The organism is Burkholderia sp. AU4i (assembly GCF_000466765.1).
In the GTDB taxonomy this organism is placed as follows: domain Bacteria; phylum Pseudomonadota; class Gammaproteobacteria; order Burkholderiales; family Burkholderiaceae; genus Burkholderia; species Burkholderia cepacia.
This window is the reverse complement of sequence record NZ_ASSI01000060.1, coordinates 1-24497: the sequence shown is the minus strand read 5'-3', so window position 1 is coordinate 24497 and position 24497 is coordinate 1. Positions and strand designations below refer to the sequence as shown.

Annotated in this window: 29 protein-coding genes and 1 pseudogene; 19 read left to right on the top strand and 11 right to left on the bottom strand. The window is 59.3% G+C overall.

The window, feature by feature from the left end; translation table 11 throughout:
• From L810_RS13065 to L810_RS13050, 4 genes are all read left to right on the top strand, one after another.
• The gene (locus L810_RS13065; protein WP_042974362.1) at window positions 1-741 is read left to right on the top strand and encodes a PRTRC system protein B; all 741 of its coding nucleotides are present in this window, start codon (window positions 1-3) and stop codon (window positions 739-741) included.
• Window positions 741-1379: a PRTRC system protein A gene (locus L810_RS13060; RefSeq protein ID WP_042974360.1), complete on the top strand. Its 639-nt coding sequence runs from the start codon at window positions 741-743 to the stop codon at window positions 1377-1379. Before L810_RS13065 ends, L810_RS13060 begins: the two co-directional genes overlap by 1 nt.
• Window positions 1369-2124 (top strand): PRTRC system ThiF family protein, encoded by a 756-nt coding sequence (locus tag L810_RS13055; protein WP_042974359.1) that lies wholly within the window; start codon window positions 1369-1371, stop codon window positions 2122-2124. The genes L810_RS13060 and L810_RS13055 overlap by 11 nt, the downstream gene beginning before the upstream one ends.
• Before the next feature lie 283 nt (window positions 2125-2407).
• Entirely contained in the window at window positions 2408-3439 is a 1032-nt protein-coding gene (locus tag L810_RS13050) for a hypothetical protein (RefSeq protein ID WP_042974357.1), read from the top strand.
• Here the strand turns inward: L810_RS13050 and L810_RS13045 are convergent.
• Window positions 3436-3789 carry a hypothetical protein gene (locus tag L810_RS13045; RefSeq protein ID WP_042974353.1) on the bottom strand — a complete coding sequence of 118 codons (354 nt, stop codon included), beginning with the start codon at window positions 3787-3789 and terminating at the stop codon, window positions 3436-3438. The two genes, L810_RS13050 and L810_RS13045, sit on opposite strands and share 4 nt — an antisense overlap.
• 247 nt (window positions 3790-4036) lie before the next feature.
• On the opposite strand from L810_RS13045, the gene L810_RS13040 reads away from it, so the two are divergent.
• Window positions 4037-4474 carry an SET domain-containing protein gene (locus L810_RS13040; RefSeq protein WP_042974627.1) on the top strand — a complete coding sequence of 146 codons (438 nt, stop codon included), beginning with the start codon at window positions 4037-4039 and terminating at the stop codon, window positions 4472-4474.
• A gap of 6 nt (window positions 4475-4480) precedes the next feature.
• Here the strand turns inward: L810_RS13040 and L810_RS13035 are convergent, their stop codons facing one another.
• Window positions 4481-5800 (bottom strand): DUF1173 family protein, encoded by a 1320-nt coding sequence (locus tag L810_RS13035; protein WP_042974350.1) that lies wholly within the window; start codon window positions 5798-5800, stop codon window positions 4481-4483.
• 117 nt (window positions 5801-5917) lie between these two features.
• On the opposite strand from L810_RS13035, the gene L810_RS13030 reads away from it, so the two are divergent.
• A protein-coding gene (locus L810_RS13030) for an IS5-like element IS402 family transposase (protein WP_085954470.1) occupies window positions 5918-6735 on the top strand; the annotation gives its coding sequence in 2 pieces (ribosomal slippage) (window positions 5918-6266 and window positions 6266-6735; 819 coding nt in all).
• A 70-nt stretch (window positions 6736-6805) separates the two neighbouring features.
• Here L810_RS13030 and L810_RS13025 read toward each other — a convergent pair.
• Complete coding sequence (locus L810_RS13025) at window positions 6806-7321, bottom strand: hypothetical protein (protein WP_042974347.1); 516 nt, start codon at window positions 7319-7321, stop codon at window positions 6806-6808.
• 1421 nt (window positions 7322-8742) lie between these two features.
• Here L810_RS13025 and L810_RS13020 point away from each other — a divergent pair.
• The 13 genes from L810_RS13020 (at window position 8743) to L810_RS12965 (ending at window position 17966) form a co-directional block, all read left to right on the top strand.
• Window positions 8743-9327, top strand: a complete 585-nt coding sequence (locus tag L810_RS13020) for a hypothetical protein (RefSeq protein ID WP_021158821.1) — start codon at window positions 8743-8745, stop codon at window positions 9325-9327.
• A 251-nt stretch (window positions 9328-9578) separates the two neighbouring features.
• Window positions 9579-9851, top strand: coding sequence for a hypothetical protein (locus L810_RS13015; protein WP_042974625.1), 273 nt, complete (start codon window positions 9579-9581; stop codon window positions 9849-9851).
• On the top strand, window positions 9842-10294 hold the full coding sequence (locus tag L810_RS13010; RefSeq protein WP_021158819.1) for a hypothetical protein: 453 nt from the start codon (window positions 9842-9844) through the stop codon (window positions 10292-10294). Before L810_RS13015 ends, L810_RS13010 begins: the two co-directional genes overlap by 10 nt.
• Window positions 10291-10581 carry a hypothetical protein gene (locus tag L810_RS13005; RefSeq protein ID WP_042974344.1) on the top strand — a complete coding sequence of 97 codons (291 nt, stop codon included), beginning with the start codon at window positions 10291-10293 and terminating at the stop codon, window positions 10579-10581. Before L810_RS13010 ends, L810_RS13005 begins: the two co-directional genes overlap by 4 nt.
• Before the next feature lie 231 nt (window positions 10582-10812).
• The gene (locus L810_RS13000; RefSeq protein WP_021158817.1) at window positions 10813-11583 is read left to right on the top strand and encodes a hypothetical protein; all 771 of its coding nucleotides are present in this window, start codon (window positions 10813-10815) and stop codon (window positions 11581-11583) included.
• A gap of 202 nt (window positions 11584-11785) precedes the next feature.
• A complete protein-coding gene (locus L810_RS12995; protein ID WP_257008847.1) occupies window positions 11786-12442 on the top strand; it encodes a hypothetical protein in 657 nt (218 codons plus the stop codon).
• Between the two features lie 147 nt (window positions 12443-12589).
• Window positions 12590-13372, top strand: coding sequence for a hypothetical protein (locus L810_RS12990; protein WP_021158815.1), 783 nt, complete (start codon window positions 12590-12592; stop codon window positions 13370-13372).
• Window positions 13373-13514: 142 nt separating this feature from the next.
• Entirely contained in the window at window positions 13515-14525 is a 1011-nt protein-coding gene (locus tag L810_RS12985; RefSeq protein WP_021158814.1) for a tyrosine-type recombinase/integrase, read from the top strand.
• 19 nt (window positions 14526-14544) lie between these two features.
• Complete coding sequence (locus tag L810_RS47080) at window positions 14545-14688, top strand: hypothetical protein (RefSeq protein ID WP_155836176.1); 144 nt, start codon at window positions 14545-14547, stop codon at window positions 14686-14688.
• Window positions 14689-15143: 455 nt separating this feature from the next.
• Window positions 15144-15695: a PAAR domain-containing protein gene (locus tag L810_RS12980; protein WP_042974341.1), complete on the top strand. Its 552-nt coding sequence runs from the start codon at window positions 15144-15146 to the stop codon at window positions 15693-15695.
• Window positions 15692-16630, top strand: coding sequence for a hypothetical protein (locus L810_RS12975; protein WP_042974339.1), 939 nt, complete (start codon window positions 15692-15694; stop codon window positions 16628-16630). Before L810_RS12980 ends, L810_RS12975 begins: the two co-directional genes overlap by 4 nt.
• A gap of 8 nt (window positions 16631-16638) precedes the next feature.
• The gene (locus L810_RS12970; protein WP_155836174.1) at window positions 16639-17307 is read left to right on the top strand and encodes a hypothetical protein; all 669 of its coding nucleotides are present in this window, start codon (window positions 16639-16641) and stop codon (window positions 17305-17307) included.
• Window positions 17304-17966 (top strand): hypothetical protein, encoded by a 663-nt coding sequence (locus L810_RS12965; RefSeq protein WP_042974335.1) that lies wholly within the window; start codon window positions 17304-17306, stop codon window positions 17964-17966. The genes L810_RS12970 and L810_RS12965 overlap by 4 nt, the downstream gene beginning before the upstream one ends.
• 89 nt (window positions 17967-18055) lie before the next feature.
• On the opposite strand, the gene L810_RS12960 is transcribed toward L810_RS12965, so the two are convergent.
• The 8 genes and pseudogenes from L810_RS12960 to L810_RS12925 form a co-directional block, all read right to left on the bottom strand.
• Window positions 18056-18841 carry an ATP-grasp domain-containing protein gene (locus L810_RS12960; RefSeq protein ID WP_021158809.1) on the bottom strand — a complete coding sequence of 262 codons (786 nt, stop codon included), beginning with the start codon at window positions 18839-18841 and terminating at the stop codon, window positions 18056-18058.
• Window positions 18838-19080 carry a hypothetical protein gene (locus L810_RS12955; RefSeq protein WP_042974333.1) on the bottom strand — a complete coding sequence of 81 codons (243 nt, stop codon included), beginning with the start codon at window positions 19078-19080 and terminating at the stop codon, window positions 18838-18840. The genes L810_RS12960 and L810_RS12955 overlap by 4 nt, the downstream gene beginning before the upstream one ends.
• A gap of 7 nt (window positions 19081-19087) precedes the next feature.
• Entirely contained in the window at window positions 19088-19456 is a 369-nt protein-coding gene (locus L810_RS12950) for a hypothetical protein (RefSeq protein ID WP_155836172.1), read from the bottom strand.
• Window positions 19446-19946: a hypothetical protein gene (locus tag L810_RS12945; RefSeq protein WP_042974331.1), complete on the bottom strand. Its 501-nt coding sequence runs from the start codon at window positions 19944-19946 to the stop codon at window positions 19446-19448. The genes L810_RS12950 and L810_RS12945 overlap by 11 nt, the downstream gene beginning before the upstream one ends.
• 56 nt (window positions 19947-20002) lie before the next feature.
• A complete protein-coding gene (locus L810_RS12940; RefSeq protein ID WP_021158807.1) occupies window positions 20003-21073 on the bottom strand; it encodes a hypothetical protein in 1071 nt (356 codons plus the stop codon).
• Window positions 21070-22182, bottom strand: coding sequence for a toxic anion resistance protein (locus L810_RS12935; protein WP_051392259.1), 1113 nt, complete (start codon window positions 22180-22182; stop codon window positions 21070-21072). The genes L810_RS12940 and L810_RS12935 overlap by 4 nt, the downstream gene beginning before the upstream one ends.
• Before the next feature lie 17 nt (window positions 22183-22199).
• A complete protein-coding gene (locus tag L810_RS12930) occupies window positions 22200-22964 on the bottom strand; it encodes a toxic anion resistance protein (protein WP_021158805.1) in 765 nt (254 codons plus the stop codon).
• Window positions 22965-23484: 520 nt separating this feature from the next.
• A pseudogene (locus L810_RS12925) lies at window positions 23485-24497 on the bottom strand (IS3 family transposase); the annotation flags it as partial.

Sequence of the window (24497 nt, the reverse complement as noted above, 5' to 3'; positions counted from 1 at the left end):
ATGATCAATACGCAAGTTGTTGGTTCCGGGTCGTCGTTGAAGCTGGAACACGCCATCCTCCTTTACTCACGTTCCGGGCATCCGGGAAGTGCTTCGGGGAATGGCTTTGTCACGATCAATCCTGTCCGGATTGAGAAGGGAAACGCAGTGATCGGTCCCGGGCAGCCGGCAAGCCGGGCGGCACTGGTCGACGCACTTGATCGGCTTGCAGAACGGGAGCAGACACGAGCGCTGTTTCACCCGCGCCTGCTTGGCCGTGGGGCGGACTATGCAGTCTGGTACGTCCCGCCCGGAAAGCGCCACCTTGCCTTCAATCACCCCTCCGTGGGGGGAAAGAAGGCTGGGACGTGCGCGTTACCGGGCCTGGTGTTCTTCCTCGTACGCGACGATTGGTACGTGTTCGCATACCGGGGAAAGCGACGTCCTTCCGCGCGGACGCCGCTCTACCGCACGCCGTTTTACAACGTGTGGCAGGAGGGGCGGATCTGCGTCGGCAACATCGATCTCCCGAAGCAGGGGACATCGGCGCCGCTGGAGCAATGGGAGGACGCGTTTTTCGGAACGTGGTTTACACACCCGAACATCCCGGAGGCGCAGCTCCTGCGCAAGGGTGAGAACTGCGGGAAGCTGTGGATGGCACTCCTTGCGGGAAAGCACGCGTCGTTTCCGTCCGCGCTTCTGGCTCGGATGGGTATGCGACTCGAAGACGCGTTCGGGAAGCTGGTTGGAGGGGAGGTCTGATGGATCACCGTGACTCGTTTCTCCAAACCACATTCCCGACGATCCCGGTGCCGCGGTTCGGCTCGCTCGAGGAACTGGCGTCGAACGGACATCGGTTCCTTGTCGGGAGCAACGGCGTGGCGCTGGAAGTCCGTCGGCCATGGCTGTACATGCGGAAGATCGCGATGAAGAATGATAGCGGTCTTGCGCTCCCGTACGGTCCTGTGTCGGAGGTGTTCGAACTCCGCTGCGGTCCGATTCCGCGGGAGTTGCTCTTGGAGTTTGCCTGGCAGGCGAAGGCAGGGGGTGAGATCGAAACAGCCGCGTGGATCACGTGGCGTGAGAGCACCCGCTCCTTCGTCTTTCGGCGACTCAGTGAGCGGACTGCGTCCGCGCACTCCGTAGTTGTGGACCGGCCGGAACTGGACGCGGACGAGCACCTGGTTGTGGACCTCCATAGCCACGGTCACGCGGACGCGTTTTTCAGTCCAACGGACAACGAAGACGATCAGGGGGAGGTCAAATTCTCCGTGGTTGTCGGCTCTTGTCACCGTGATCGGCCGGAGGCGTTTGACGTCGTCGCGCGGCTTTGTGCGCTGGGATTGATAGTCCCTGCGGATGAGGCGTTCTCCTTGAAGGAGGTGCAGCATGCAGCGTGAGCACATGGTGCATTCTTCGCTTCTGACGAGCGAGCCGCATATCGTGGTGATTGGTGCCGGCGGTAATGGCAGTGCGATGCTGGCTTCGCTTGCGACGCTCAATCATGCGATGCAGGAACTCGGTCACCCGGGTTTGAGCGTGACGGCCGTCGACGGCGACACTGTATCCCCTTCCAACGTTGGGCGGCAGGGGTTCTATCCGTGTGATGTGGGCCAGTTCAAAACCGATGTTCTGATCCAGCGGATCAACATGGGGTTTGGCACGCGATGGTCTTCCATGCCAACCATGTTCACCGGGAATGATTCCGGGGAGCTGGACGCTGACATGGTGATTTCCTGTGTGGATTCGCGCCGCGCAAGAAGTGTTATCGCCAAGTCCTTTCAGCAAGGGTACTACGTGGATCTGGGCAACAACGCGGCGACTGGGCAGGTGGTCATCGGGGAGTTCGGAGCGCGTCGTGGGAACGACTTTCGTCTGCCCCATGCCGTCGATCTCTTTCCTGAGATTGCCGATACCTCGCTTCCAGAGGACGATCAGCCATCGTGTTCGATGGCTGAAGCGCTCGAGCGGCAAAACCTGTTCATCAACCGGATGATCGCGGGTTGGGCGGCCGAGTTGCTATGGCAGATGTTTCGTAACGGCAAGTTGAACTTCCACGGCAATTTCGTCAATCTGGTCTCGGGGCGTGTTGCGCCGATCCCGGTCGACGAAGAGGTGTGGTCGAGGATGGGATACAAAGCCTGACGAGAGAAGCATCACGCAGTTCCGAAGCCCCGGCCCTTCCATTACGGAAGAGCCGGGGCTTTTTTTTGGTTCTTCGGGGATTTCCGGGGAGGCTGCATGTGGACAGGCTGTAGTTCGGTGCAGCCGAATAGCCGTCGATGTCGAGACAGGTGAGGATGAGCGGCGCCTTTTCGGGGCGACTGACTAACGGCAGCCCGAGTCGGTCGGCCACGCCGATCGCGATGCGGCCGGCGTGTCGGCGTGGTACCGTCGCCAAGTGAGAAACACACCGACGACCACTCGAATGGAAACACCAGAAGACGCAAAAGCCGCCGGCGAAAGGCTGAGAGAGATACTCCTCCACGTCGCTATGGCGTACGAGGATGCCGCGTCCATGCTTGATGCTGGATCCGCGCGGGAGAGGCTCGCCGCCCACGTCGAACAGACGATCGAATTCGTGCACGAGAAGATCCTGCCAACGTATAGCGGGAAAAAACTGCTGTTGTACGACGAGGGACGGGCGGTTCGCAGCTTCGATTTCGAGTGGACGCGCCTATGGGAAAAGGCGATCACCCTTTATTTGAGAAGCGCCGGGAGACTTTCCGGGCCTGACGTCGAAACGTATCTCTCAGATCCGGCACATGCGAGCATCTTGAAGGAATTGCAGAACGACTTGCGAGCGCAAATCGAGACCTTCACAGTTCCGCTGCTGGAGGACTTCGAGACACCCGGCGACGACTTTCTCCTTTATACCTATACGCGGATGGTCGCCACCGACGAGAAGACCACGATTGACGATATCGCCGGTGCGGGATTGACGCCCCCTGAACGAATCGAAGCATTTTTCGGGATGTTCGGGCTTCTCATCGAGGCCACGCGCGCCAAACAGCAAGGCTCCATGGACCGCGCTTACTCATTCCTCCTTGATGCCAGTCACCTGATTGGCATGCATGAGAGCGCGCGGTATGTAATGAAGTTCTCGCCGGAAGTGGCGAAAAAGCGTCGGGCGCAGCTCAATTCCGAGAAAAGCCGGGAACAAGTCAAGAAGGCCAAGCTCCGCGTGTGCGAACTGTTCAATGAGCTTCGCCCGACCAGCGCAGACGGCAAGCCTCAACGCTGGAAGAAGGCGAATGACGCGGCCCACGCGGTATGGGGCGCGCTTGAAAAAGAGGCCTACGCCGACGGCGGGCGAGCCCCGGACATCAGTGACCGCACCGTCCTGTCGCTGTGCCAGAAGCTGCACAAACGTGACAAGAACGGTGGGGTGTTTCATATCCGGGTCGAAGTAGTAGAGCGGTTGCCGGACGGTACTGAGGGCAAAGTGGTGAGCGATTAGTCGCTCTCGCCGCCGCAAGGCACGTCCGAGATATCGAGGTACCAGTTGCCCACGGTGACGCCGCCGACCTGCCTGTCCGGCTCGTACTGCGCCGGGTTCAAGGTGGCATGGAAGCCGTGGCGCGTCATCGTGTTGAGGGCGCGGCGATCGGGTTCGCCGTCCGCCGTGCGAGCGTACTCGTAAACGACGGCCGCGGCGTGGCGAACCAGCTGCGCGTGCTCCGCCGACAGATACGGCAAGACGCTGTCGCCGTTGATCGGGTCGCCCTCATTGTCGGTGTAGGGGCGCGGGATATGGGCGAGCGGGGCGAGGGCGTCAATGACGTCTCGAATGGTAGGGCGGTCAAACATGACTGGCTCCCGTGTTGGGTTCAGGGTTGAACACAGAAGCGATAATGTCGACCCCGGGCCCAAATTGCGATCGGTTTGCTAGCAGAATGACTTTTTGGCTGCTGCGTCGGGCAACTTGCTGCCTCAGCAAGGAGGCGCCGAGCGCGTTTCGCGCATGGGCTTCTGCCGCGTGCACTCGATCTCCGAAGTGGTAGCGAGGTTGTTACGTCGAACGTATACTCGCGAGCTTGGGAGAAAGAGGTCAAATATGCGGCGCATTGCAGTACGTCAGTCGAGCGTTCATGGACGGGGGGTATTCGCCCTGCGTGATATCCCGTCAGGCGAACGGATCATCGAATACAAGGGGCGGGTCATGTCGTGGCGGTCCGCGATCGCGGGACACCAGAAGCTGGCGTGCGAGGATGGTCACACGTTCTTTTTCGGGCTGACCGATGGCCGGGTCATCGATGGCGGCGCGGGCGGCAACAGCGCCCGATGGATCAATCATGCCTGCACGCCTAATTGCATCGCCGAGGAAGATGAGGGTCGCGTGTTCATCTTCGCGAGCCATGCGATCCGAGCTGGCGACGAGATATCGATCGACTATCAGTTGAGCGTCGACGGCCGGCATACAGCCGCGGTACGGGCCACCTATGCCTGCCGCTGCCAGTCCCTGCAATGCCGTGGGACCATGCTGGCACGATAGAGCCGATCAGGCCGCCGTCCGCTCGATGCGGGGAGGTAGTGCCGGCATCTCGCGTGTCCTGGTCAGATCCCATTCCCAGATTTCGACGCCATTCTGCCGGTAGATGTGCTGCTTTTCGCGCTTGCGGACGTCGTATTCCGCGCGACCCTCTACGCCGTACACTTCCATGTAGCAGCGACGCGATGCCGTGTCGTAAAGGATGAAGTCGGCCAAAACCTTCCCGTCCAGCGAATCGGTGCCGGTCTCGATCTTGACCGGCTTGGAGAAATCGCGGTTCGCCATCACGAGCGCATCGGCAACGACTTCCTCATAGGACGAGTCGACCGGAATGAAGCGGCTCGACACGCGCATCAATCCGGCATCGAGTAGTTGGAGATGACCGCGTGGCGTGCCCTCGACGTGGAATATGCCGATTACATGGCCGTGCTCCGCGTTCAGTGTGTTGAGCACCCGGCCGAACCTGCGCTGCAGACGCTGCATGAGGGGCGCTTTGCAGTAGACGGGTTGGGCGATGTGGCCAAGCTGAATCTGGTAACTGTCGAACTGTGACTCTTTCACGCCGCGTAGTGGGGCGATGATGAACAGCGTCTCGCGCACCGCCGACGCAGCCTTTCCAGCGGCAATCCGGTTCTGCGCGTCGATAAACTGACGCGCGCTCGTGAAGAGTGGCTCCTGACGTGCGGTGAACTCGGCCTTGTTCCTGTCGGCGGCAGCGGGCGTGTAACGAGGCGGGATGTAGAGCACGTCGGCGAGAGGTCGCTTTCCGATCTGGCCGTCCTCAACCTTGCCTATGAGCTCGTACCGGACACGGCCCCAATCGCGGTTCCATCCGGCTCTCCAGCGGTGCAGCCCGGTCTCGCTCCAGAGATACTGCAGCATGGCGAGCAGCGTAGCGCCGCGCGTCGATTCGGATGGACGGGGCGATGCGTCGATCGCGTCCTTCTTTCGGACAACCGTGTCGACCTTCAGGGACACGGAAAACTGCGGCGTGATCCGGAATGTCCCGTCAGCGCCTTCCTCGAAGCACGACTTGCTCTCGGATGATTTACCGGACTCGTCCTCCGGCTCCTTGTAGAACGGACAGTGAACATCGTGCGCCTCTCCGCCTTCTGGCCAGCCCGCGAGGAAGAATGCAGCCGCGGTGCCGGCGTGGGACTTCCGGCGGATGACAAGTCGCTGTGGCGTAGAGGAATTGCAGAGACACCAGGCGTGGCCGGGTTCGACCCGCGCCTGCTCAAAATCGCGGGAATAGGAGGCGGGTGCCTCGCGCACAGCCGAAAGTCGGACGCGCCGCGAGGCAATGCGAACATCGGGATCTAAGGACATACCTCCTCCTGCCAGCCTGGAAGGCTGTTAGAGACGGTTTCAAAAAGGCCCCGTGGGGCTGTTAACTTTCGCGGTGAGCTGTTAACCTCAGGCATCGGAACAACCGAGACTGAGGAGATGGCCAAGCCGATCATCGACGATGAATTGTGGACACTGATCGAGCCGTTACTGCCGCCACCCAAGCCGCGGCGCGAGAAGAACCCGGGCCGCCTGCCTGTTTCGAATCGCGCCGCGCTGACCGGCATCCTGTTCGTTCTCAAGACCGGACTACGCTGGCGCGACCTGCCGGCCGAGATGGGATGCGGCTCGGGCGTGACATGTTGGCGCCGGCTGCGCGATTGGCAAGCAGCCGGTGTCTGGGATCGCTTGCACGAGCTACTGCTCGCAAAGCTGCGCGCAGCGGACCAGATCGACTTCTCACGAGCCGCCGTCGATTCATCATCGATTCGCGCCGTTGGGGCAGGCCAAAAACTGGGCCAAACCCCACCGATCGCGCGCGACCCGGTTCCAAGCACCACATCGTCACCGACGCCAACGGTACGCCGCTCGCCGCGATCCTGACCGGCGCGAACGTCAACGACGTCACGCAATTGCTGCCGCTGATCGACGCGATTCCGCCGATCCGCGGATTGCGTGGCCACCCATTGCAGCGGCCGCGTGTGGTCTACGCGGATCGCGGTTACGACTCCGAGCGACATCGGCGCGCGTTGCGCGATCGCGGTATCGAGCCAGTGATCGCCAAGCGCCGTACCGAACATGGCAGCGGCCTTGGCAAATATCGCTGGGTCGTCGAACGCACGCATGCCTGGCTGCATCACTTCCGTCGTCTCCGTATTCGTTTCGAGCGCCGTGCAGACATTCACGGCGCGTTCCTCAAACTCGGTTGCTGTCTGATCTGCTGGAATACCCTTCGGCGGGCCGATCAGTCTTTATGAAACCGTCTCTTAGCCAGTCATACCGGACATGCACTGGCAGGCAGAGAGGACGCGCGAAGCGCCCAATCGGTCAAGCCAGAGGCACGTGTGCGTTGGGATCGTATTCGCGAGCGAAATAGTTCTCGATATCCTGAACCGGCGTGCCGTACGGGAACGTCCGGGTGATGAAGCGCATGTCATCTTCGAAGGCGAGGCAATACGCGCCTTCGGCCAAAATGGTGGTCGAGTTTTCGTTCAGGCTGAACGTCAGGTCGATCGCATACACAATGCGGCCGTGCGAGCGGACGTGCTTGATGAGGCCGATGGCGGTCGAGCTTTCGCGCAGAACGCTGAAGCCCCGTGCCTTAAACGGCGCGCAGTGATCGACGTCGCGTTGTGGCTGAGCCAGGTGCTGACCCGGCAGTGCCCCCAGAGCCGGCACCGGTTGCGGTCGAATTGACGCCTGATCGTTGCGCAGCGTATTGAGAGACTCGGATCGTGCAGCCTTGAGAGCGGGCAAGTTCGACGGTTTCTTCGTCGGGAGCTGTGCCTTCGCGAGTGAAGATGACGACGTGAGTACTTTTCTTGATGAGTTGCAGTACAGCATCTTGGTCCAGTCCTTTATTCGAGTTCGTTCCTACGTAATGCACTGGGAACAGCTTTTCAGCTGCCCAACGATGGACCCCCGAGTCCATCTTTCGACCCGCAAACGCAACGTACTGACAATCCTGGCGGTTGCCGATCAAGCGCTCAAGCGTAGCTTGAACGTGTGCAGACGGCGCCGCCTCAGAACCAAGTGCTAGCAATCTGAATGGTTCGTCAATTTCGCGTCGTACAGCTACCAACTCATTTTTGACGAACGCGTCAGGAATTCCCCAATTCCGGCATGCGTTCGTCAAGCCAAACGGCTCGACCAGTTCGTGCAGAAGATCTGGGTGTCCATCGAGAGCGTACAGCAATGCACTGCGAAAGACCCGGCCACGCACCTGCTTCCAGTCGCTGCGCCATGTATCGGGCATTCGCTTGAGCATCTTCCGCAACTCGCGGATGGTGGGCGCCGCCAGAATCTCCTGTCGGACTTGTTCGTCGACGCCCCGCCACTTCTCGCTCTCCCAATAGTGAAAGATCGAGCGATACCCCTCCCGACAGTTAGAGGTGGTATCGAGCAAGCCCATGAAGAAAAGCTCTGACGTAATCATGGAGTCGATTGTGTCAGGCACCGGATTTCGGAGAAACGTCGAATTGATGGCCATGTGGGGGGGGATTCCCGCGACCTTACCCTCGACCCTTCGAGTCGGCGGCTCATCTGAACGATGCCTATGCACTACCGGGAGTTAACGGCAGGCTCTTCAATTTCTTGATGAAAAAAACAATCAGTTGCAACGATTCTTTGAGGGTAGTGCTGGGCGTGGCAGGTTCCTGCTAGGAATTGAATCTCCGGATGCGGTTGCATACCCAACAATCAAGGAAAAACGCCGGATTTGTACGTGTTTCCCTTGCTCTTCGATGAATAAAGTTCTCGTTAGGAAATTGAAAGAGTGGATTGCAGGTAACTGTTTCCTGTTGCACCTGCCAAACGCTTCCTTCGGGTTCACGAGATTGGCGATGAAGACACCCTTCGCGCTGTTGAAGGCACGGAAGGCTCGAGGGACGGACTGGTTGATGACACTTTTACCCCGGCCCAACCTACGAATCGTCTACCTTTGCGAACAAAGGCGTCGAGAGTGTATGAGGGGCGATCTTTGGAGTGGTTCGGCGGCCGCTGAGACGCCGAGAACCTCCAATCCGATTCGTTGACGATAGTTGGCACCGTGCGGTATCCTAAGGCCATCTCAAGTGGCATTTCCACTTTGATACTAGCTGGGGTTACTAGCCGAAACCGTGGCAGTTCTGCGGTTGACCTGAATATCTTGCCGGGGCGCGTGCCGTACGTGGTTGTAACCTCAACGGCATCGCGTTCTACTCACCCAAGCGGGGAAGTCATTCCCCGCGCAGGGACTGGTTTCTTCGCGTCTATCTGGAGAAACCATGTCATCCTCCCAGCGTCCTTCGCTCACCAAGTTCAAGCCGCTGTGCCCCCGTACCGGGCGCGTCAATCGTACCGATATCCAGTCGATGATCGACGAGTTGTCCGGTTGGTTGGCGCTTTATCCGAAGCGTGCCGACTACGTGTGGCATCCTGGCGTCCCTCAGACCCGGAAAAGCCTGGCGCGAGCCAAGCGACGCCTGCGTCATCTCAAGCGTGCGTTCAAGACCGCACCGTTCGAAATCAATCAACGTGGCAATCGCGTGGACCGTGCGTTCCGCCAAACCGGTAGCTACGAGCTGGCGAGCACGCTTTCCGCACACGGGTTTCAGCAATACCCGACGGATCAGGACGCCGCCTGGTTTGGCGTCTGGATCAATCTGTCGGACCGCAAGGTCTTCACGTTCGCTGAGGGCGACTGCATCACGGTCACGTGCGCGACTCAATCGAGTTTCGTTGCGGAACTCGAGTATCTAAAGTCGTGCTACGGCCCGCCGAAAGCGTTCATGTGGACACTGGATCACGACGGCACCGTTACGCGATACGTCGAAGCGATGCCGGCGGTCGAACTGCTCGAGGCGGCTTGATGCCCTGTTGTAGTCACCTGTTGCTCAGAAACTGAGTTTTTGTGATGCGAACCCGATCGGGTTCGCCAATGATCTTTCCTCAAGGACCATTGGCGAACCGGATCTACTGGCCTAAGCCGGTATCTGGGGCCTCATTTTTGGACGCTCTGTCCGAAATGCGAGCTGACGCTTTCAGCAAATCCCCACGGGAGATCCATTTCCCGTGCGGGGAGTGGGTCTGCCTGTGGAGTCATCACAGGAGGATCAATTTCATGCTGTTTCAAGACGTCCATAGCGCGGCTAAGCGTGCGGATGACGAAGGGGAGACCCTCGTTATGGGCTTCAAGTTCGGTAAGGTGATCGGAGATCAGGGCATCGTTAAGCCGGAAGGCGACTTCCTGCGATTCCACTATGTGGAAGACCTGGAGGCAAGCCTCCAAAGCTCGATCTTGCTCGATGAGGGCAAGTTCACGAGCGGCGGTTTCGCGAAAATGGTCCCGACGTCTCCGTTTGCTGGCTACTTCAAGGAGGCTCAATGCCTGTAGCTCAAGCAGTTGTCAAACCCAGGACGAAGCTGTCCGGCTACAAAGCCGAACTGCAACGTCGTGATCCCGCGGTACGGAGAGACTTCTTTCCGGCGACGACCGTGGCGATGAGCGTGCCGAACTACGACCCCGATCCGTACTACGCGACGATCAGCAAGGACTTCGGCAAGCAGTACGAGAAGGTGCATCGCAAGATCGAACGGGAAGCTCGTGCCGCAGCCCGCGCTGAGAAGGCTGCGGTGAAGGCGCTGGAACTGGCGAAGGCGCAAGCGAAAGCCAACGGCCAAGCGATGCCGGAGGTTCGCTCGCAAGAACCTGCTCCGGAGCGTCAGACCGCTGAAATCCATGCATTCATCGCGCCGGAGGAATGCGCCTTTGCCGCTCCGTGGGAGGACGTTCCACCCCTCTCGGAAGAAGAAGCTCGTCGTTTCGCTGCACGATGAGCGCCGCTCCGATGTCTCATTGGGGCGGCCGCATCAAGCAAGGTATCGCGACACTAAAGGCTCGACCTCTCCTGCTCGTTGAGTGGGGCGCGGCGATCGCCGGTGTAGTGGGATCGGAAGTGTTGGCACAGAAGACGGATTACTCGCCCTACGGCTGGTTGATCTGGATTGTGTCCAATGTTCTCTGGATCACGTTCGCGATCAAGCGGCGGGCCTTCGGCCTGTTGGCGATGCAGGTCTTCTACACCGGCATCTGTATTCAAGGTGCCATGAACTGGCTGCATTGATAGCTTTAACCCTTGCGGGGACCTGCTCCTCGCAAAGGGGCAGGTCTTCGCACTCCCTGGAGGTGTGTATGGATCTGAATCTCGTTTGGGGTTGGCTGACGGCGTTCGGTTTCCCCATCGTTCTCGCGATCGCATCGGTATGCGAGGGCATGATGAAACCCAAGCTGTAAAACACTCATATGTTCTGTCTGGGGCCGACATTGTCGGCCCTAATTTTTTGGAGAATCGGAGATGTCCGACATTTTTCAATCGTACTTTGCGTTCATCCTGGCCAGCCTCGGCTATCCGGTCGACGATATTCGCTGGAGTCTCGGCTACTGCCAGGGTGACGGCATGCGTTTCACCGGATGCGTCGATGCGAAGGTTGTGGCGCGTCGCCTGCTGGCCGACAAGCCGGTCTTCATGGCTCTGGTGTTCAGCGCGGTGGGAAAGGGCGAGCGGATCAACATCACCGCGAGCGAACACCGCTATGTTCACGAGCACACGATGACGGCCGATCGTAGCTACGACACCGACTTGACGCTGGCAGAAGACAAGGCGATGTCGCTGCTGCTGTCGCGCGTCGAGGAGGACATCGTCAGCATTTCGCAACGACTCAGGGATGACGGCTATTCGTGCATCGAAGCGGCACCGAGCGACGTCAGCGTTGTTGTCGATCGCACGTTCGGTGACTTCGGATTGAAAGTAAGCGTTCAACAGGAAGAGGCGCAGTATCTGGCCGACAGCGGCGATCGGCTTTACGACATCCTCGACATGATCGAGGTCGCCAAAGGCCGGCAAGGCGCAGTGATGGTCTCCGTTCAGATCGAACACGACGGGGAAGAGGTCGGTTCGGCGCAACTGGGTGGATTTTCCTTCACGGGCGACTGGCAGGCTCTGCCCAGCCAACGAGACTTCCGAAGCTACGTGCGCGAGCTCCTGGGCGGCGCGTGTGCGGAAGTGCGGGAGATTCTCGGTATAGAAAAGCGGGGGCATCAGACCGCATTGATCATGGCGGCGTAAGCTGTTCGTCGACCCTTGGTCAGGAAGGATGTTTCCAGCCGTTCAAAAGCCACCCTCGAACCGGGGTGGCTTTTTTATTTTCCGCAACAGACACGGAAACAGGCCGCACATTGAATATGTTTCGAGATAGCTGAGAAGCGTTCCCGGTGCGAATATCCTGGCAGGATCCTGCCAACGAGCAGGACAAATTCAATGTACGGCCATGGATCACGCCAAATATATGACGACGGCTCTACGTTCCCAGGTGGATGCAGCAACGCTCATTCGGAAGGGCTTCAGCGAGGAGGATCTGGCGCGCTGGCCGCAGAAATCCTTGCCTCAATTCATGCTCGAGGACATGGCCAACCAGGAACTGGACCTCCTGGGAATCAAGCGAGGGCATCGGGTGTACCAGCAGAGACGAAAGAGCATGCTTGAAGAATTGAGTCAGCCCCTTCCGACAATCGAACTGCCCTGGGGAAGAATCATCGCGCGTTACGACGATTCGGATTCCCCCCTCTCGTTCTCTCTGGTGTTTGCCTTCAATTCGCCCGACGGCTTTCCCAACCGTCAACGCCCCGGCCTTGGGAGCGAGTGTGATATCGAAGCGATCCAGTTCGCGATCGGGAAGGTTCTCGAAACGAAGTTCGCCGATATCGAGCGTGCTGGAGCCGAACTAACCGACAGCTACGTGGCGGGTGAAATTCTCAAGTTCGAGGTTCTGGACGCGTCTCGGGCGAATTTCAAGGTGCTGAGCGAAAGCATCGCCGACTTCGTCGAGCATTACGACATGGTCGGCATGCTGGCCGACGAGTCCGTCGTTGTGCACGGCAACGAGGCATCTGCGCGGCGCTACGTTGCTCACGGGTGGGTGGCGTAAGCCGGCAAGGCGGATTCATAGCGAGAATTCCAGTAGGCATCAGTGATTACGGGCGCTTGCTTTTCATTGGTCGTTCAGCATCATTCGTTGACGGCGTGTCAGGTCCAGGCACGCAAGGATTAATTCACATTGTGAAGGAACCAAGGTATGCGTGGGAAAGTGAAGGTCGTCTGGGTGGCGACCGCTGTCGCGATGGTGTCGTTGCTTACGGCATGCGGTCCGGATCCATCCATTCAGCTTCGCGCCAATGCCGAGGCCGCCGTCAAGCGTCAAATGGGCAAAGATGTCGACCCGGCCAAGAGCTTCACAGGTATTCGCATCGCGCGTGAATCCGTTGCGGAGCAGTGCGACGACTACAACGGGATCTATCACTTCTCGATGCAGAAGGCGTGCTCGGAAGAGCTGGAGTTGATGAAAGCTGCCGCAATTGGCCCGCTCCAGGACGCACTCCTTGCCGGGAACGTCGGCGCCGGCCGAATCGCCTTCGTGGCGCTGTCAGCCAATGCAACCGATGATCTCAGCGAGGATATCCGGAACATCATCGCGCGGCCGGAGGTGGCTACAAGCATCGTCTCGACGGCCGGCTCGCTAGACGGGCAAGTGACGGACCAAGCGAGGACGTACGAGATGCTTGCGGCGGCCGTGTTGGTCGCGGGCCAGGGCGTGCCGGCGGATCGCGTGCGCGGCGTGCAACTCTACGACGCAGCGTGGTCGGCCGGCGAGACCTCGGCCGCAGCGATGCTCGCGAATGCGTACGTGCAGGGCAGGGACAGCGTGAACGCGTACCTCTGGAGCCTGCGCTGTCCGGACGCCTGCCAAGCCGGACTGGCGCCCGAAGCCGCAAGGGTTGTGCTGGAGCGAACGCTTGATCCGCAAACCGTCCGCAACATTCAGCAGAAGGCAAAGGACCAATCCGTCTTGAACCTGTAACTGGCTAACCGGCAGGAGGCGGGGATTCTTGTTACGAAATTTTAGTGGGTTATATACGCATAGGCGATTAAAATCCACGAGAAGGCGAATCTGCGATTCGCCAAACCCCGTCTGCAGGAAGAGGGCCGAGGAGGGCTCGAACATGGCAGAGCCGACAGTCAACTGGGATAGCGTGAATCCCGCCGCGTTCGTCGAATGGCAACGAGAGCTCGTCGACGGCCGTGGGAACCCCTTCAGTTCGCAGACGCTGAAGCAGCGAGCCTCGATGTACGGCAAGTTCCTGAAATTCCTCTACGGTCGGGACGAACCGGCCTCCGTTCTGTCGGTCGGCCCCGACGAGATACAGTTGTTTCTGTCGACGCTGGCAGGGAAGCGTGAAGCTGGCGAGGGCAACGCGACCAGAAAGGTAGCGGCTGAGCGCGGTACCGCGCAGAGGTACGTTCGGTTGATCAACGACGTGTTTGAGCACCTGGTTGATCTGGGCCTTCGAGAGGCCAACCCCGCGGCCGCGTTGCTGGCCGAATTCAGCAAGCGCACTGGGGATCGGTCAGAAGGCAAGCTTCCCGAGTGCCTCGATTCGATGCAAGATGCTCGCTTGCGCGAGAGAATCCTTTCGATGCCAACGAACACTTGGACTGGATGCCGAAACAGGGCAATGCTTGCGCTTTTCGCTGGGGCAGGTCTCACGCTGTTCGAAGGCATCCACATCGAACTCGAAAAGGTTGATCTCGCGAATGAGCGGCTGGTTACGCCTGGTACCGCGAGCGGTTCACGCCGTGCTCACGTTGTACCCCTCGCCCGATGGTGTGTCGAGCCTCTGACGACGTGGGTCCGATGCCTTGAAGAACGGGGCGGGGAGTGGCGCTACCTGTTTCCATCAAGCGCGGGCGGCGGCGATCCCGTGCCGTCAGATGAGCCCTTGGCCGAGAACAGCGTGTACTCACTGATCAGCGCCGCGCTCGAGGCGGTCGGATTCGACGGCCAGGACAAGGGCGCCGCGGTGCTTCGCAACACCTATGCCTTGCGGAATCTCATGGCTGGCACGAACCAGAACGATCTCCGCTCATGGATGGGTCTCGAAACCGACTACCAACTTTTTCGTATCGCGCGACTCCGAGGGCTATGGAGTGCCGGCGATCGCCGTCCTGTTTGATTCTTCCAAGGTGCATCCGATGCAACCTCTCTCGCTACTTGACGTGCTGGACCGCATTCACCTTCCTGCATGGGCCGTCATCGGGTTGTCCATGGCGGCGTGCGTGGGTGTCGCCGCGGCGTTCTACTACCGGCCGGCCGCGCCCGGGACCACGCACGAGTAGTACTCTCGCTTCCACTCCTTCTTCGCGACATCGCCCGCGGGCATGACTCGCCAGCTTCCTATCCCCGAAGTTCTCTCCTCTTTGGCCGCTAGCCTCTTCAAGGGGGTTAGAAATCGAAGCTGCGGGACAAGGCGAAGGACCTTCGCTTCTATCTGGTAGTGACCGTTTTGGTTACCTACCGCTTCTGATCGATCCAAGCTGTTCAGCCACCGAGAATGAACCGCATAAGAGGCTCATTTTTCATTGCTTCTCGGAAGCTTGTGCGGCGATCACGGCCCATATCAAGGGCTTGAGGCAATTGCTTTAGATAAATATCAAAGAAGCTTTAGGAAAACGTCAAAGTTTGCAAAATCAGACTTCTCCTATAGACGCCGTGATGCAGTTTCGTATATCAATGCTCGTTTGTCCCTACTTCGATGTTGAACATAGGGTCCCGATCACCAGGAGCACGAGGCATGAAACGTTATCTGCTCAAGAAAGGCGACAAGTCATCGAATGGTGGCGTCGTAATCGAAGGCGTGGAGAACTGCACCCATCACGGCACTGCGCTGACGTACGTCGGCGCACAGGTTTATTGCCACGGCTGCAAGTCGGTTGGCCATATCGCTCCCAAGGGACCGCGCTGGCCGGACTTGATGCATGGCAAGCAACAGGCGTTAGACGGCGATATCTGCGTTTGCAAGTGTCAGCCGTCGCCGGTAATGATCGCGTCACAGCATGACAGCTTCCACAGCTTTGAGTCGCATGAACTGGGGAATATGGGATACACCGAAAGTGGTGCCTCTATGACGCAGCAATATCGAGGCAACTACGACGAACGAGTGCGCGTTATCGACGGTAATGGCCGGCCGATTCCTGGTATTCCGTATCACATCAAAGCAGCGGGCGGGGCGGTCTACAAGGGGCTGACCGATCTATCTGGCTATTGCCCGCGCGTCTACACGGAAAATGTCTCGCGTCTCGACATCGCGATTGGTATGCAAGCATTGGAGCGGTGGGACAGATGAGCAATTTTGTTTACCAGACAGACACGAACAACACGACGGATTCCCGCTACGACGTGCAAGGGCATTTCATGCCCGCAAAGGCATTCTTCTTTGTCACTGTTGACGAGGTCGGCAAGGGCGGGTTTCTGGTCCGCAACACATATTCGTCCGTTAATGACCCGTTCCTGAAATCGCTGGGTCTTAGCGAGCTTGAAAATATCCGGGTCGTGAGCCCTGAGCGGGCCGGCCTTTGGGCACGGAATCCCGACTCGTTGGCCAGCATTACCTCACATGTCCTGGGGACCGACAAGGTTACTTCCTACGTGTCGACGAGCGGAAATTTCCCCGATGGGTCGCCGCGCTTCACCGGATCCGATGGCGGGGCCAAGAAGATCTATGTGGATATTGCCAAGGCTAAGCGCGCCGGCGCCCAGATTGTCACTCCTGATGAGATCGGGCGCGAGATTGATGCCTACTTGAAAGACAAACCGTCCAAGGTCAAACGCGAAGGGGAATACCTAAAAAGGAAGGCGCTCGGTGTGGACAACGAGTACCTGGTGAAGCCACAACCATCCGTCCCGGCAGACGGCATCTTCTCGAAAAAGGGCTTGGCAATTGCGTTCGGAGTCGAGAAGTGGGCGCGCGTCGTGCAAGTATTCGGAATATTCCTGACGGGATACGATCTCGCCTTGGCGAGCGAAGAGTCCATGCGGATAAAAAGCATTCGACCGTTGGAGAAATCCGCGCTGCGCCAGATCGCCGGATGGGAGGGCAGCATGGCAGGAAGATGGGCGGGCGCCGCGATCGGTGCACGAATGGGTGCCGCGACAGGATCGCTTTGTGGCATCGAACTCGGTCCTGGCGTCATCATTACAGGGGCGATCGGCGGCATCATTGGCGGGGCGATCGGCTTCATGGGAGAGTCGTATCTGCTCGACCAGACTGATGCGAAATAGGAGAACGTATGTCACTGTTCAAAGGGTGGCGTGACCGGCAAACGCGCGGACAGGATGTGGGGCGTGACACCAAGGCCGCTCAGATGAAGGCACTTGAAGATGTCTTCGGACGTACTGCAGAAGCCCTGAGAGCAGGGTTCCCAGCTGCACTGGATCTCGCAGGGCGGCAAGATTTGCCGCTGTACCCAAAGGCCGTGTACTTGGGGGATTGCGGGGTTAATGCCTTTGTTCAGCACCAGAATATGGAAATCAATGCGTTTCCACGATTCCTGAGCGCTGTTCGAGAGGGGGGGGAAGAGGTCGACTTCCTCTTCTATCGGCGAGGCGACTTCGTGTCGCTCGTCAGATTCAACGATGAGCTCGCGGGACGCAATGTCTGGCTCCTGACAAACGATGTCGAACTGATGGTTCGCTTGGCTTTGTCCAGGTTTAGCCCGCCACCGCCTTGGGTTGCGTGGTGTGAACATGGACCGTTTGTCACTTACAACCAGGGCGCTCCGGAATACTGGTATCACAACATCTGGGAGCCCTTCTGGTCCAGCCTCACGCTTGAAGAGCAAGACCAGTACATCGAGGCTCGAGGCGTCGAAGTAAGGTCTTACCTGTCCGATGAAGAATGGGAGGACTGGGTCTACACCACCAGGCGGTCAGATCCGCGATTCAGGAATGAAGCATGAAGATCAAGACGCAATACATTTCTCCTGTGTCTTTGTGGGTTGTGGTGCGCCGCCGTGTGCTCCCGTCAGGGCTGTTCATCGAGCCGGCTTGGTCCGGTGGGCCAGAGGACGGCATGTCTGGCCCGGTGATTTTCGTGTCGCGTATGCTGGCACACGCCTATGCCTATCTGCGCAATGAGCACCATGACGCCGACGACAGCAATAACTGGAAGGCAATCCCTCTACAGGACTTCGACTTGTTGGAGCACGCACATGCCGTCGACGGGCCGCTGAACTGCATGATGGCGTTCGGCTTTTCGATGGAAACGCCGACCGCCGTCGTGTTCCTCGGGGCGCCGCGAATTCGACTCGTGCCGCTACCGTTCAACGTTCCAAAGGACGCCGAGGGGGTAACGTTCTCCTTTAATCAGTGGGCGTTCGATTTCATGCGCGGCGAGTGGAAGACGCTCGGCCTGCCCAATCACGAACAGGAACTGGAAGCGACTGACGAACTGGACGACACCACTTTTGAGCGGCTGTTGCAGGTCGCTATAGCCCAGCTCGATGTCTGCCGCGAGCCGTCGGGCGAGCCAGGGCCTTGGGCGGTGTTCAGTACGCGACAGGAGACGTGGGTGGCGGGTCATGAAAAGTCGCCCGTGCTTGGACGTGATCTGCACTGACCTGTTATCGCGTTGGCATTCAAGATCTCGTAAGAAGAACCGAGGTAGAGAGGGCAAGCCGAGGCAAGAAACACCCCGGCCAGCATGTCTCATTTCAATTTGGGATCTCGAGCAACCAGCTCGGCCCAGCGCGATACAGTCACGGCCCAATACGCTTCCGGAGTTACTCCGGCGTACGCGCCGAACGAGAATCCATCATTCATTTCGATCAGCGCCGTTTCACCGCTATCCAGAACACCGAAGTCGATGACGTAGCCAGCCGGCGTTCCGAGCGTGGCGGTGAGGCGCTGAATGGCGTGTTCGATAATCGTCCGGTTGGGTATTGCATTCACGTCGCCGCCGTGGTCCGCGAGGCAAAGAGCAAGCAGTTGCCCGCCCGCGACGTAGGCACGCCATTCGCTGACGAAGCGGACGGGATCGGCAATCCACACGGGTTGCCGCCCTGAAGCGCCGTTGAACCGTATATCGTCCTCAAACTCGACGACGAATCCTGTAAAGCGTTTCCAGCCGGCCGGCTTGATGAATAGCTTCTTGCCATTCCGAACCAGCAGCTTCGCGTCGTTGAGCGAGGGAAGCTTGCTGACCTTTCGATACAGCAGATGGTGAAGCGGCTCCGGATACGGTTCGTGAGGGGGCAACCGCTGCCCGAGCCGGCGCAATGCCGATCTCACGAACGCAACCGAGCCGACTGCAACGTGATCGGCAGTTGCAAGCACTTTGCCGCGTTCTACCTGCTTGTCGGAGGCTTTGATGACTGGAATGCCTCGAGCAACTGCGGCCGCAACGATCATTGCTTCTTCGCGGTCGAGCGTACCGTCCGCCTTGACTTGAACCAACACGCCCGACGGGCAGCTCTCCTGCCATTGAATCATCATGCGTTTCCTGGAGATTCGGCGCCGCGCACTGAAGCCTCGTATTCGAATTTCATGTCCGCGATGATGGGCCGAAGGGCGGCCGTGCAAACGGACATTGTTACGGCCTGTCCGAGCAGACTGCGGGTGAATTGGCAGTCGACGGGATCGAGCGGTCCGCTGGGCAGAGAAACTGTGACGACACGGCTCTTCAGCAAGACGGCCTGCAGATCCACGACTTGGCGATCGTCAGGATTGTTCATTTCACGCTCAATCCAAATGGGAATTCCGAACCTTCGCAACCAACCGTTTGCGTGCAGCTTGCACGGGATAGTCGGTCATGGTGACCGTGTATCCGCCGGTGTCGTGCATCAGCGCGTCGAAGAGCGCGGGCTGATACTCCCATCGTGAAATCTTCCCATGTGCGCTGAGAAGGTCGGCGATGTTCCGTTTTGTTGCAGGCGATAGGCGGTCCCAGTTCTCGCTCAGGGCGGTGTACTCCCACGAATCGACTTCGTGGCTCTGGTGGAAGGCACCAAAGGCGATCCCGGCCAGCGTAAAGGCAATTGGAATCGTCAAGTTTTTCAGGACCCAGTGACCAATTGTCGGGAGGGTTCCACTTGCTGCATCATTTTTCATAGCCGACGTACGTTCGAGTGAAGGGCCAGTAAGAGAAGGGATCGCAGCGAATAACAATTTCCCCGCCGGCCTTATGCAGAATCATCCTCGGCCCCCGCCTGCCGCGGCAGATGCGTTCCGTCATGTCATTGAACAGCGGGCTTTCCGCGTTCGTACTTCCGAGCGCCACATGGCCGTTTGCCAGCCAGGCCGGATACGTTTCGGCGTTTATGAGAGTGAGACGTTCCGTTACGGAAGCGACCGTCATCGCAATGACGGTAAAGAACACCGCAAGCAGTGCGATCGCTACCACTTTCGAACCGCGAATTTCCCGACGCCAAGCTCTGCGTGCCAGTGTCGGCAGAAACAGGAGCACTCCGATGGCGATCCCCCATAGGAGTGTCCCCCATGACTTGTCCATGATGGAAGACGATGCCGCAATCGAAAGGCAGGCGCCCCAGTAGCATTGATCGTTGATGCTGATTGTCAGCCGCTGTGAACTGTCGCTCATTGGTATCTGCAGGTATGGGATGTGACTGCGGCCAGGAAGTCCTGGCCGCGCGGGCGTCATGTTAGCACTGCATCCATCGGTTCTCGTCGCTGGACGTTGCCTTCATCGTCGAGAACGTAGTAGAACGGGTGCTCGTTATTCACGCCTGGGAATAGGCGGAGGGCTTGCACGAGTTGATCCTCGGTGAGATCTGAAAAGCGCATCATTCGCGTGTGATGTTGCAGCAGATCGATGCGCCGCAGCCGGGCCCGGATCGATCTCCCGAAGCCAAGAAGCCCGAGCGAAATGGCCAAGAACAGACCTGCCGTACGGATCTCGGCGTGCTCCCACGACTCGAACCGCCGAACACGGTCAGTCGCATCCTGGAAATACGATTTCGCCCAGTTCGATCGAGGCTCTTTGAAGTACGTCTCGTCAATCGCATATGCAACGTCGGGACGCGGCGTCAGACCAGCGTGTTGGAGCGTTTCCGGGGAGTTGCTCATCGTCTGCGCGAAGGCCCCCAGATCGTCGACGCTATGGTCAATGACGGCGATCTGTGCCAGCACATATTGGTCGGCCATGGTCGACGGTTTTGCGAAAGCCTGCCGCAGCCACTTCGTGTCCTGAGAATCGACGGCCTGCATGAAGACCTGCCGCTGGCTGAGCTGCGATGCGCCATCACTACTAGGCAGTCCGCCGACCATGGAGAAGAGGAGGGTTGGCGCCGTCATAAGTATTCCAGCTCCGACGGCCAGCTTGCCGAGCGCTCTCATTCCGCCGTCCTCGCTGAGGAAAATCATCGGCACGCCGAGAATGAACGACAAAGGCGCAATGAACTTTCCCACCCCAGCCAACGCGAAAGCCATCGATTCGATCGCAACAGAAAGCGGAGAACCTGAAAATGGAGAGCCATCCCCGCCGCTGGGCGCGGCATCGGAAATATGCGCGATGATCGATTGCGGAATGTCGAGCGAGCTGAGCACGGCCACCGGCGCCGCCCAATGGGCCTTGAGCCCGAAGTACACGGCCAGCCCCGCAGACACGGCAGCGGCAACACCCGCGAGCGCCCCCCACTTGACGAGTTTCGACGCCCGCTTTCCGAGCGTAACGATCTCCGCGTTAAAGTCGGTTACCTGTGCGCTCACGCAACCTCCCGCACGCCCTGATTCGTGAGCTTGGCACGCAGGTCGAGACGCATGGCTTCGATCTGCTTTTCGGCTGCAGCGCGTTGCGCCGCGCCATCTTTCTGGATACGGATGACGTCCTGGACGGTGCTGATCAACTCGGACTGGACGGTCTGCAGTGTGTCGACGTCAATGACCAGGCGCTGGTTCGCACGGGCCGTTTCGACCGAGTTACGGTGCAGAAGGGCTGCGTTCCGCCGGAGCAGGTCGTTCGTGGTGTCGTCGATCGTCGTGGCCAGATCCACCGCGTTGCGCTGCTCATTGAGGGAAAGCGCGAGCATGAACTGGCGCTTCCAAGCCGGCACCGTGATCTCGCGGATCGTGTGGAACTTGTCGACCAACATCTGGTTGTTGGCCTGGATCATGCGGATCATCGGCAGCGTCTGCATCGCGTTCTGCTGCAGGGCGGTCAGGTCGCCGATCCGCTTGTCGAGATTCGCGTTGTAGGCGTCGAGATCGGACAGTTCCTGCAGGCGGGCGGGGTCGTTGCCGACCTGTTGACGCAGATCCTCGGCCTGCCGGGTAAGCTGCGCGTACTGGATCTTGCCGGCCGCGATATGGATGCCGAGCAGACGATGCTCCTCGCGCACGGCGCCGAACATCTGCTCGAGGCCTTCGTTACGTTGCGCGACGTTTTCCTGGGTGGTCTGGACCTCGGCGACGAGGCTTTCGATCTGGCCGCGCGTCGTGTCGAACTGGCCGACGAAATTGCGCGTTCGAACACGGAACTTGTCGATCAGCGGTCCGACAACCGGAATCTTCGAGCGATTGTTGGAGAGCGCCGAGACATTCAGCTCACGTGCGATGTTCACCACCTTCGTGAGCTTCGCGCCAGCCTCGTCGAGATCGCTGTTTCTGACTTGCTCGAGCAGGCCGTCGGCGTATCGCGACGTATGTTCCGCGACGTCGCGGCCGAACTCGGCGACGCTGAGAGGGTTCGTGGGTTGGAGGCGAAGCGCAACCTGCTGCACTTCGGCGACATCGTCTTCACGGAGACCCAGCGCGTTGAGGTTCGAAGCGGTGAGGTCGAAGGTGGCCGCGGTCGTGCGCGTTTGCAAATCGAGTTTCATCGTCGTGCTCTCCATGGTTACTGTTTGATCCCTTCAAGGCTCTTGGCGAGGCTGGTAACGAGCGCACGGTGCGCCTTCGTCGCCTCGTTGATCAGAGCCGAGTTCATGTTGGTGGTAGTGATCAGCGCCAGGGTATGCCGGCGCCAGACAGGCACCATGACCGAAACGGCCTCGTTGTAGCGGTCGAGCATGTCGACCGCCTGGGCACGAGTCATCTTCATCTGGATGATGCTCATTTCATTCGAGGCGAGCAGGGTGGCCATGTTGGCAAGCTTGCGGGCGAATCGTTCGCGCGGCCGATCGAACTCGACAACGCCTGCCTGAATTTCGCCTGCGGCCGGATTCTCGTCGAGAAATTCGCGGCCTGCCTGGATGTACAAGCGCAGCGCTTCCGAATCGGCCGTATGCGTTGAGATGACATCGTCGATCCGTTTGAGCGTGTCGCGTACACGCTGCGCGATGCCTTCGGTATCGGAAATCAGCTCATCGAGGGACTTTCGAGCCACCTGATACCGCAACTGCCGCTCGAGCGGCTTTCCCGTCAGGCGTTCCAGCCACGTCGAGGGGCGTGAGATCCGTTCCGGATCCGCATCCTGAAGTTTCCCGACAATCTGGGCGATTCGCTCAGCGAGCTTCCCGACCGACCCGCTTTCCATCAGGTCGGATATCTCGTTGATTGCCGCGGCGCCCCCGGCGGTATTGCCGTATTCCGCGATCGCGGCCGAATTGGCGAAGAGCTGCGGGAGCATTTCCGCCTTGATGTGTTCAACGCTCAGCGTCATTTACGAACTCAGTTATTGATCGACCACCCAGCAATGGGCGGGGCAATTTTCGGGAAATTCGGAACTTCCCGTCACGAAGTTAACCCCAGTCTGACACGACCCGCACCCAGTTCAAGCCCCGTTATGAGGCTTACTTGGGCGCCAGGGTGTAAAAAAGCACCCAGTCTGTTAACGTCAGCGCTGCTCTCGTTCTGAAGGGGAGTAGTTGACTGCAGCGCTCCGCGTCCGTCGCGCCAAGGTGGTTGAGCGGTATTCGCTAAAGTCCGTCTTATCTCATCTAAGGGTCTGGTTGAAAGCGGAAATTTATGGCTGCGGTCAAATGTAGGGTCAGTATGACCCGTAGTGGAGACGGCCCTGAACCACGATTGCGCCGAAACCGCGAGACACGACGATGGAAACCCGGTATTTTCTTCCTCGGAGCCGAATCGCCTTGTCGGTTGGGGTAGACAGTCGGAGAATGCGAGGGGCAGACTTGGACATTGCTGGAGTTGCCCCTGTAACTCAGGACACGCGGACACCGTTAGGTTGATGACACCGCATTACGCCTGAACTCGCGAGGCGAGCGGTATTTCAGGGCTTTGTGCGGGTGGCGCTCATTGTAGTGTTCAAACGCGATAGCCAGACGCGAGAGCGCTGTTGGTGCGTCAGACTTGTCCATATAGGCGACGTAATTGTGCTTCATGGTCTTCACGAACGATTCGGCCATGCCATTGCTCTGCGGCGAACGAACCGGCGTGGTCAGCGGCTCAAGACCCAGTTCGCGAGCGAAGCTGCGCGTGCGGTGGTCGATGTAGGCCGAGCCGTTGTCCGTCAGCCATTCAATGGGCTGCGCGGCCTGCGTGGTGCCGAAGCGCTGTTCGACGGCGGCCAGCATCACGTCGCGCACCACATCACCGCTATGCCCGCCGGTCGTTGCTGCCCAGCTAATCGCCTCGCGGTCGCAGCAGTCCAGCGCAAACGTCACGCGCAGCGGCGTACCATCGTCGCATCGGAACTCGAAGCCATCGGAGCACCAGCGGGTGTTGCTGCGGTCCACCGCAACGCGACCGTCATGTCGCCGCTTATCTCGCCGCACGCCAGGGCGGCGCAGCAGCAACTGATGCTCCCGCATGACCCGATACACGCGCTTGACGTTGATGCACGGCGCACCGCTCTGCTCCCGACTGCGGCGCAGCAGCGCCCAGACACGGCGGTAGCCGTAGGTGGGAAGGTGCGCCACATGGGCCTGAATCTCCTCGACCAGCCTGGCATCGTTGGTCACGCGGGCACGGCGACCATCGCGCCAGTCGGACGAGCGAGCTCGCTTCACCGCCACGGCAGAGCGCGCCACGCCGAGAACTTCGCAGACCGTCTTCATCGGTCGTCCCCCGGCAGCAAGGGCGAGCGCGCAATCAGGTTTTTTGAACGGCCCCATTCCACGGCTTCTTTCAGGATTTCGACCTCCAGCGTCTTCTTCCCAAGTAGCCGTTGCAGTTCCTTGATTTCCTTGATGGCGGCGGCCAGCTCAGATGCCGGCACAACGGTTTCGCCTGC

What these genes read in the sequence shown, in the direction of transcription:
- L810_RS12985 (WP_021158814.1), top strand. Translation starts at nt 13,515, where the DNA reads ATGGCAGAGCCGACAGTCAACTGGGATAGCGTGAATCCCGCCGCGTTC.
- L810_RS13010 (WP_021158819.1), top strand. Translation starts at nt 9,842, where the DNA reads ATGCCTGTAGCTCAAGCAGTTGTCAAACCCAGGACGAAGCTGTCCGGC.
- L810_RS13045 (WP_042974353.1), bottom strand. Translation starts at nt 3,789, where the DNA reads ATGTTTGACCGCCCTACCATTCGAGACGTCATTGACGCCCTCGCCCCG.
- L810_RS13065 (WP_042974362.1), top strand. Translation starts at nt 1, where the DNA reads ATGATCAATACGCAAGTTGTTGGTTCCGGGTCGTCGTTGAAGCTGGAA.
- L810_RS13015 (WP_042974625.1), top strand. Translation starts at nt 9,579, where the DNA reads ATGCTGTTTCAAGACGTCCATAGCGCGGCTAAGCGTGCGGATGACGAA.
- L810_RS12935 (WP_051392259.1), bottom strand. Translation starts at nt 22,182, where the DNA reads ATGAAACTCGATTTGCAAACGCGCACGACCGCGGCCACCTTCGACCTC.
- L810_RS12965 (WP_042974335.1), top strand. Translation starts at nt 17,304, where the DNA reads ATGAAGATCAAGACGCAATACATTTCTCCTGTGTCTTTGTGGGTTGTG.
- L810_RS12930 (WP_021158805.1), bottom strand. Translation starts at nt 22,964, where the DNA reads ATGACGCTGAGCGTTGAACACATCAAGGCGGAAATGCTCCCGCAGCTC.
- L810_RS12990 (WP_021158815.1), top strand. Translation starts at nt 12,590, where the DNA reads ATGCGTGGGAAAGTGAAGGTCGTCTGGGTGGCGACCGCTGTCGCGATG.
- L810_RS12975 (WP_042974339.1), top strand. Translation starts at nt 15,692, where the DNA reads ATGAGCAATTTTGTTTACCAGACAGACACGAACAACACGACGGATTCC.
- L810_RS12960 (WP_021158809.1), bottom strand. Translation starts at nt 18,841, where the DNA reads ATGATGATTCAATGGCAGGAGAGCTGCCCGTCGGGCGTGTTGGTTCAA.
- L810_RS13050 (WP_042974357.1), top strand. Translation starts at nt 2,408, where the DNA reads ATGGAAACACCAGAAGACGCAAAAGCCGCCGGCGAAAGGCTGAGAGAG.
- L810_RS12945 (WP_042974331.1), bottom strand. Translation starts at nt 19,946, where the DNA reads ATGAGCGACAGTTCACAGCGGCTGACAATCAGCATCAACGATCAATGC.
- L810_RS13035 (WP_042974350.1), bottom strand. Translation starts at nt 5,800, where the DNA reads ATGTCCTTAGATCCCGATGTTCGCATTGCCTCGCGGCGCGTCCGACTT.
- L810_RS12980 (WP_042974341.1), top strand. Translation starts at nt 15,144, where the DNA reads ATGAAACGTTATCTGCTCAAGAAAGGCGACAAGTCATCGAATGGTGGC.
- L810_RS12970 (WP_155836174.1), top strand. Translation starts at nt 16,639, where the DNA reads ATGTCACTGTTCAAAGGGTGGCGTGACCGGCAAACGCGCGGACAGGAT.
- L810_RS13005 (WP_042974344.1), top strand. Translation starts at nt 10,291, where the DNA reads ATGAGCGCCGCTCCGATGTCTCATTGGGGCGGCCGCATCAAGCAAGGT.
- L810_RS13000 (WP_021158817.1), top strand. Translation starts at nt 10,813, where the DNA reads ATGTCCGACATTTTTCAATCGTACTTTGCGTTCATCCTGGCCAGCCTC.
- L810_RS13020 (WP_021158821.1), top strand. Translation starts at nt 8,743, where the DNA reads ATGTCATCCTCCCAGCGTCCTTCGCTCACCAAGTTCAAGCCGCTGTGC.
- L810_RS13040 (WP_042974627.1), top strand. Translation starts at nt 4,037, where the DNA reads ATGCGGCGCATTGCAGTACGTCAGTCGAGCGTTCATGGACGGGGGGTA.
- L810_RS12950 (WP_155836172.1), bottom strand. Translation starts at nt 19,456, where the DNA reads ATGAAAAATGATGCAGCAAGTGGAACCCTCCCGACAATTGGTCACTGG.
- L810_RS12955 (WP_042974333.1), bottom strand. Translation starts at nt 19,080, where the DNA reads ATGAACAATCCTGACGATCGCCAAGTCGTGGATCTGCAGGCCGTCTTG.
- L810_RS47080 (WP_155836176.1), top strand. Translation starts at nt 14,545, where the DNA reads ATGCAACCTCTCTCGCTACTTGACGTGCTGGACCGCATTCACCTTCCT.
- L810_RS13060 (WP_042974360.1), top strand. Translation starts at nt 741, where the DNA reads ATGGATCACCGTGACTCGTTTCTCCAAACCACATTCCCGACGATCCCG.
- L810_RS13025 (WP_042974347.1), bottom strand. Translation starts at nt 7,321, where the DNA reads ATGCTGTACTGCAACTCATCAAGAAAAGTACTCACGTCGTCATCTTCA.
- L810_RS13055 (WP_042974359.1), top strand. Translation starts at nt 1,369, where the DNA reads ATGCAGCGTGAGCACATGGTGCATTCTTCGCTTCTGACGAGCGAGCCG.
- L810_RS12995 (WP_257008847.1), top strand. Translation starts at nt 11,786, where the DNA reads ATGGATCACGCCAAATATATGACGACGGCTCTACGTTCCCAGGTGGAT.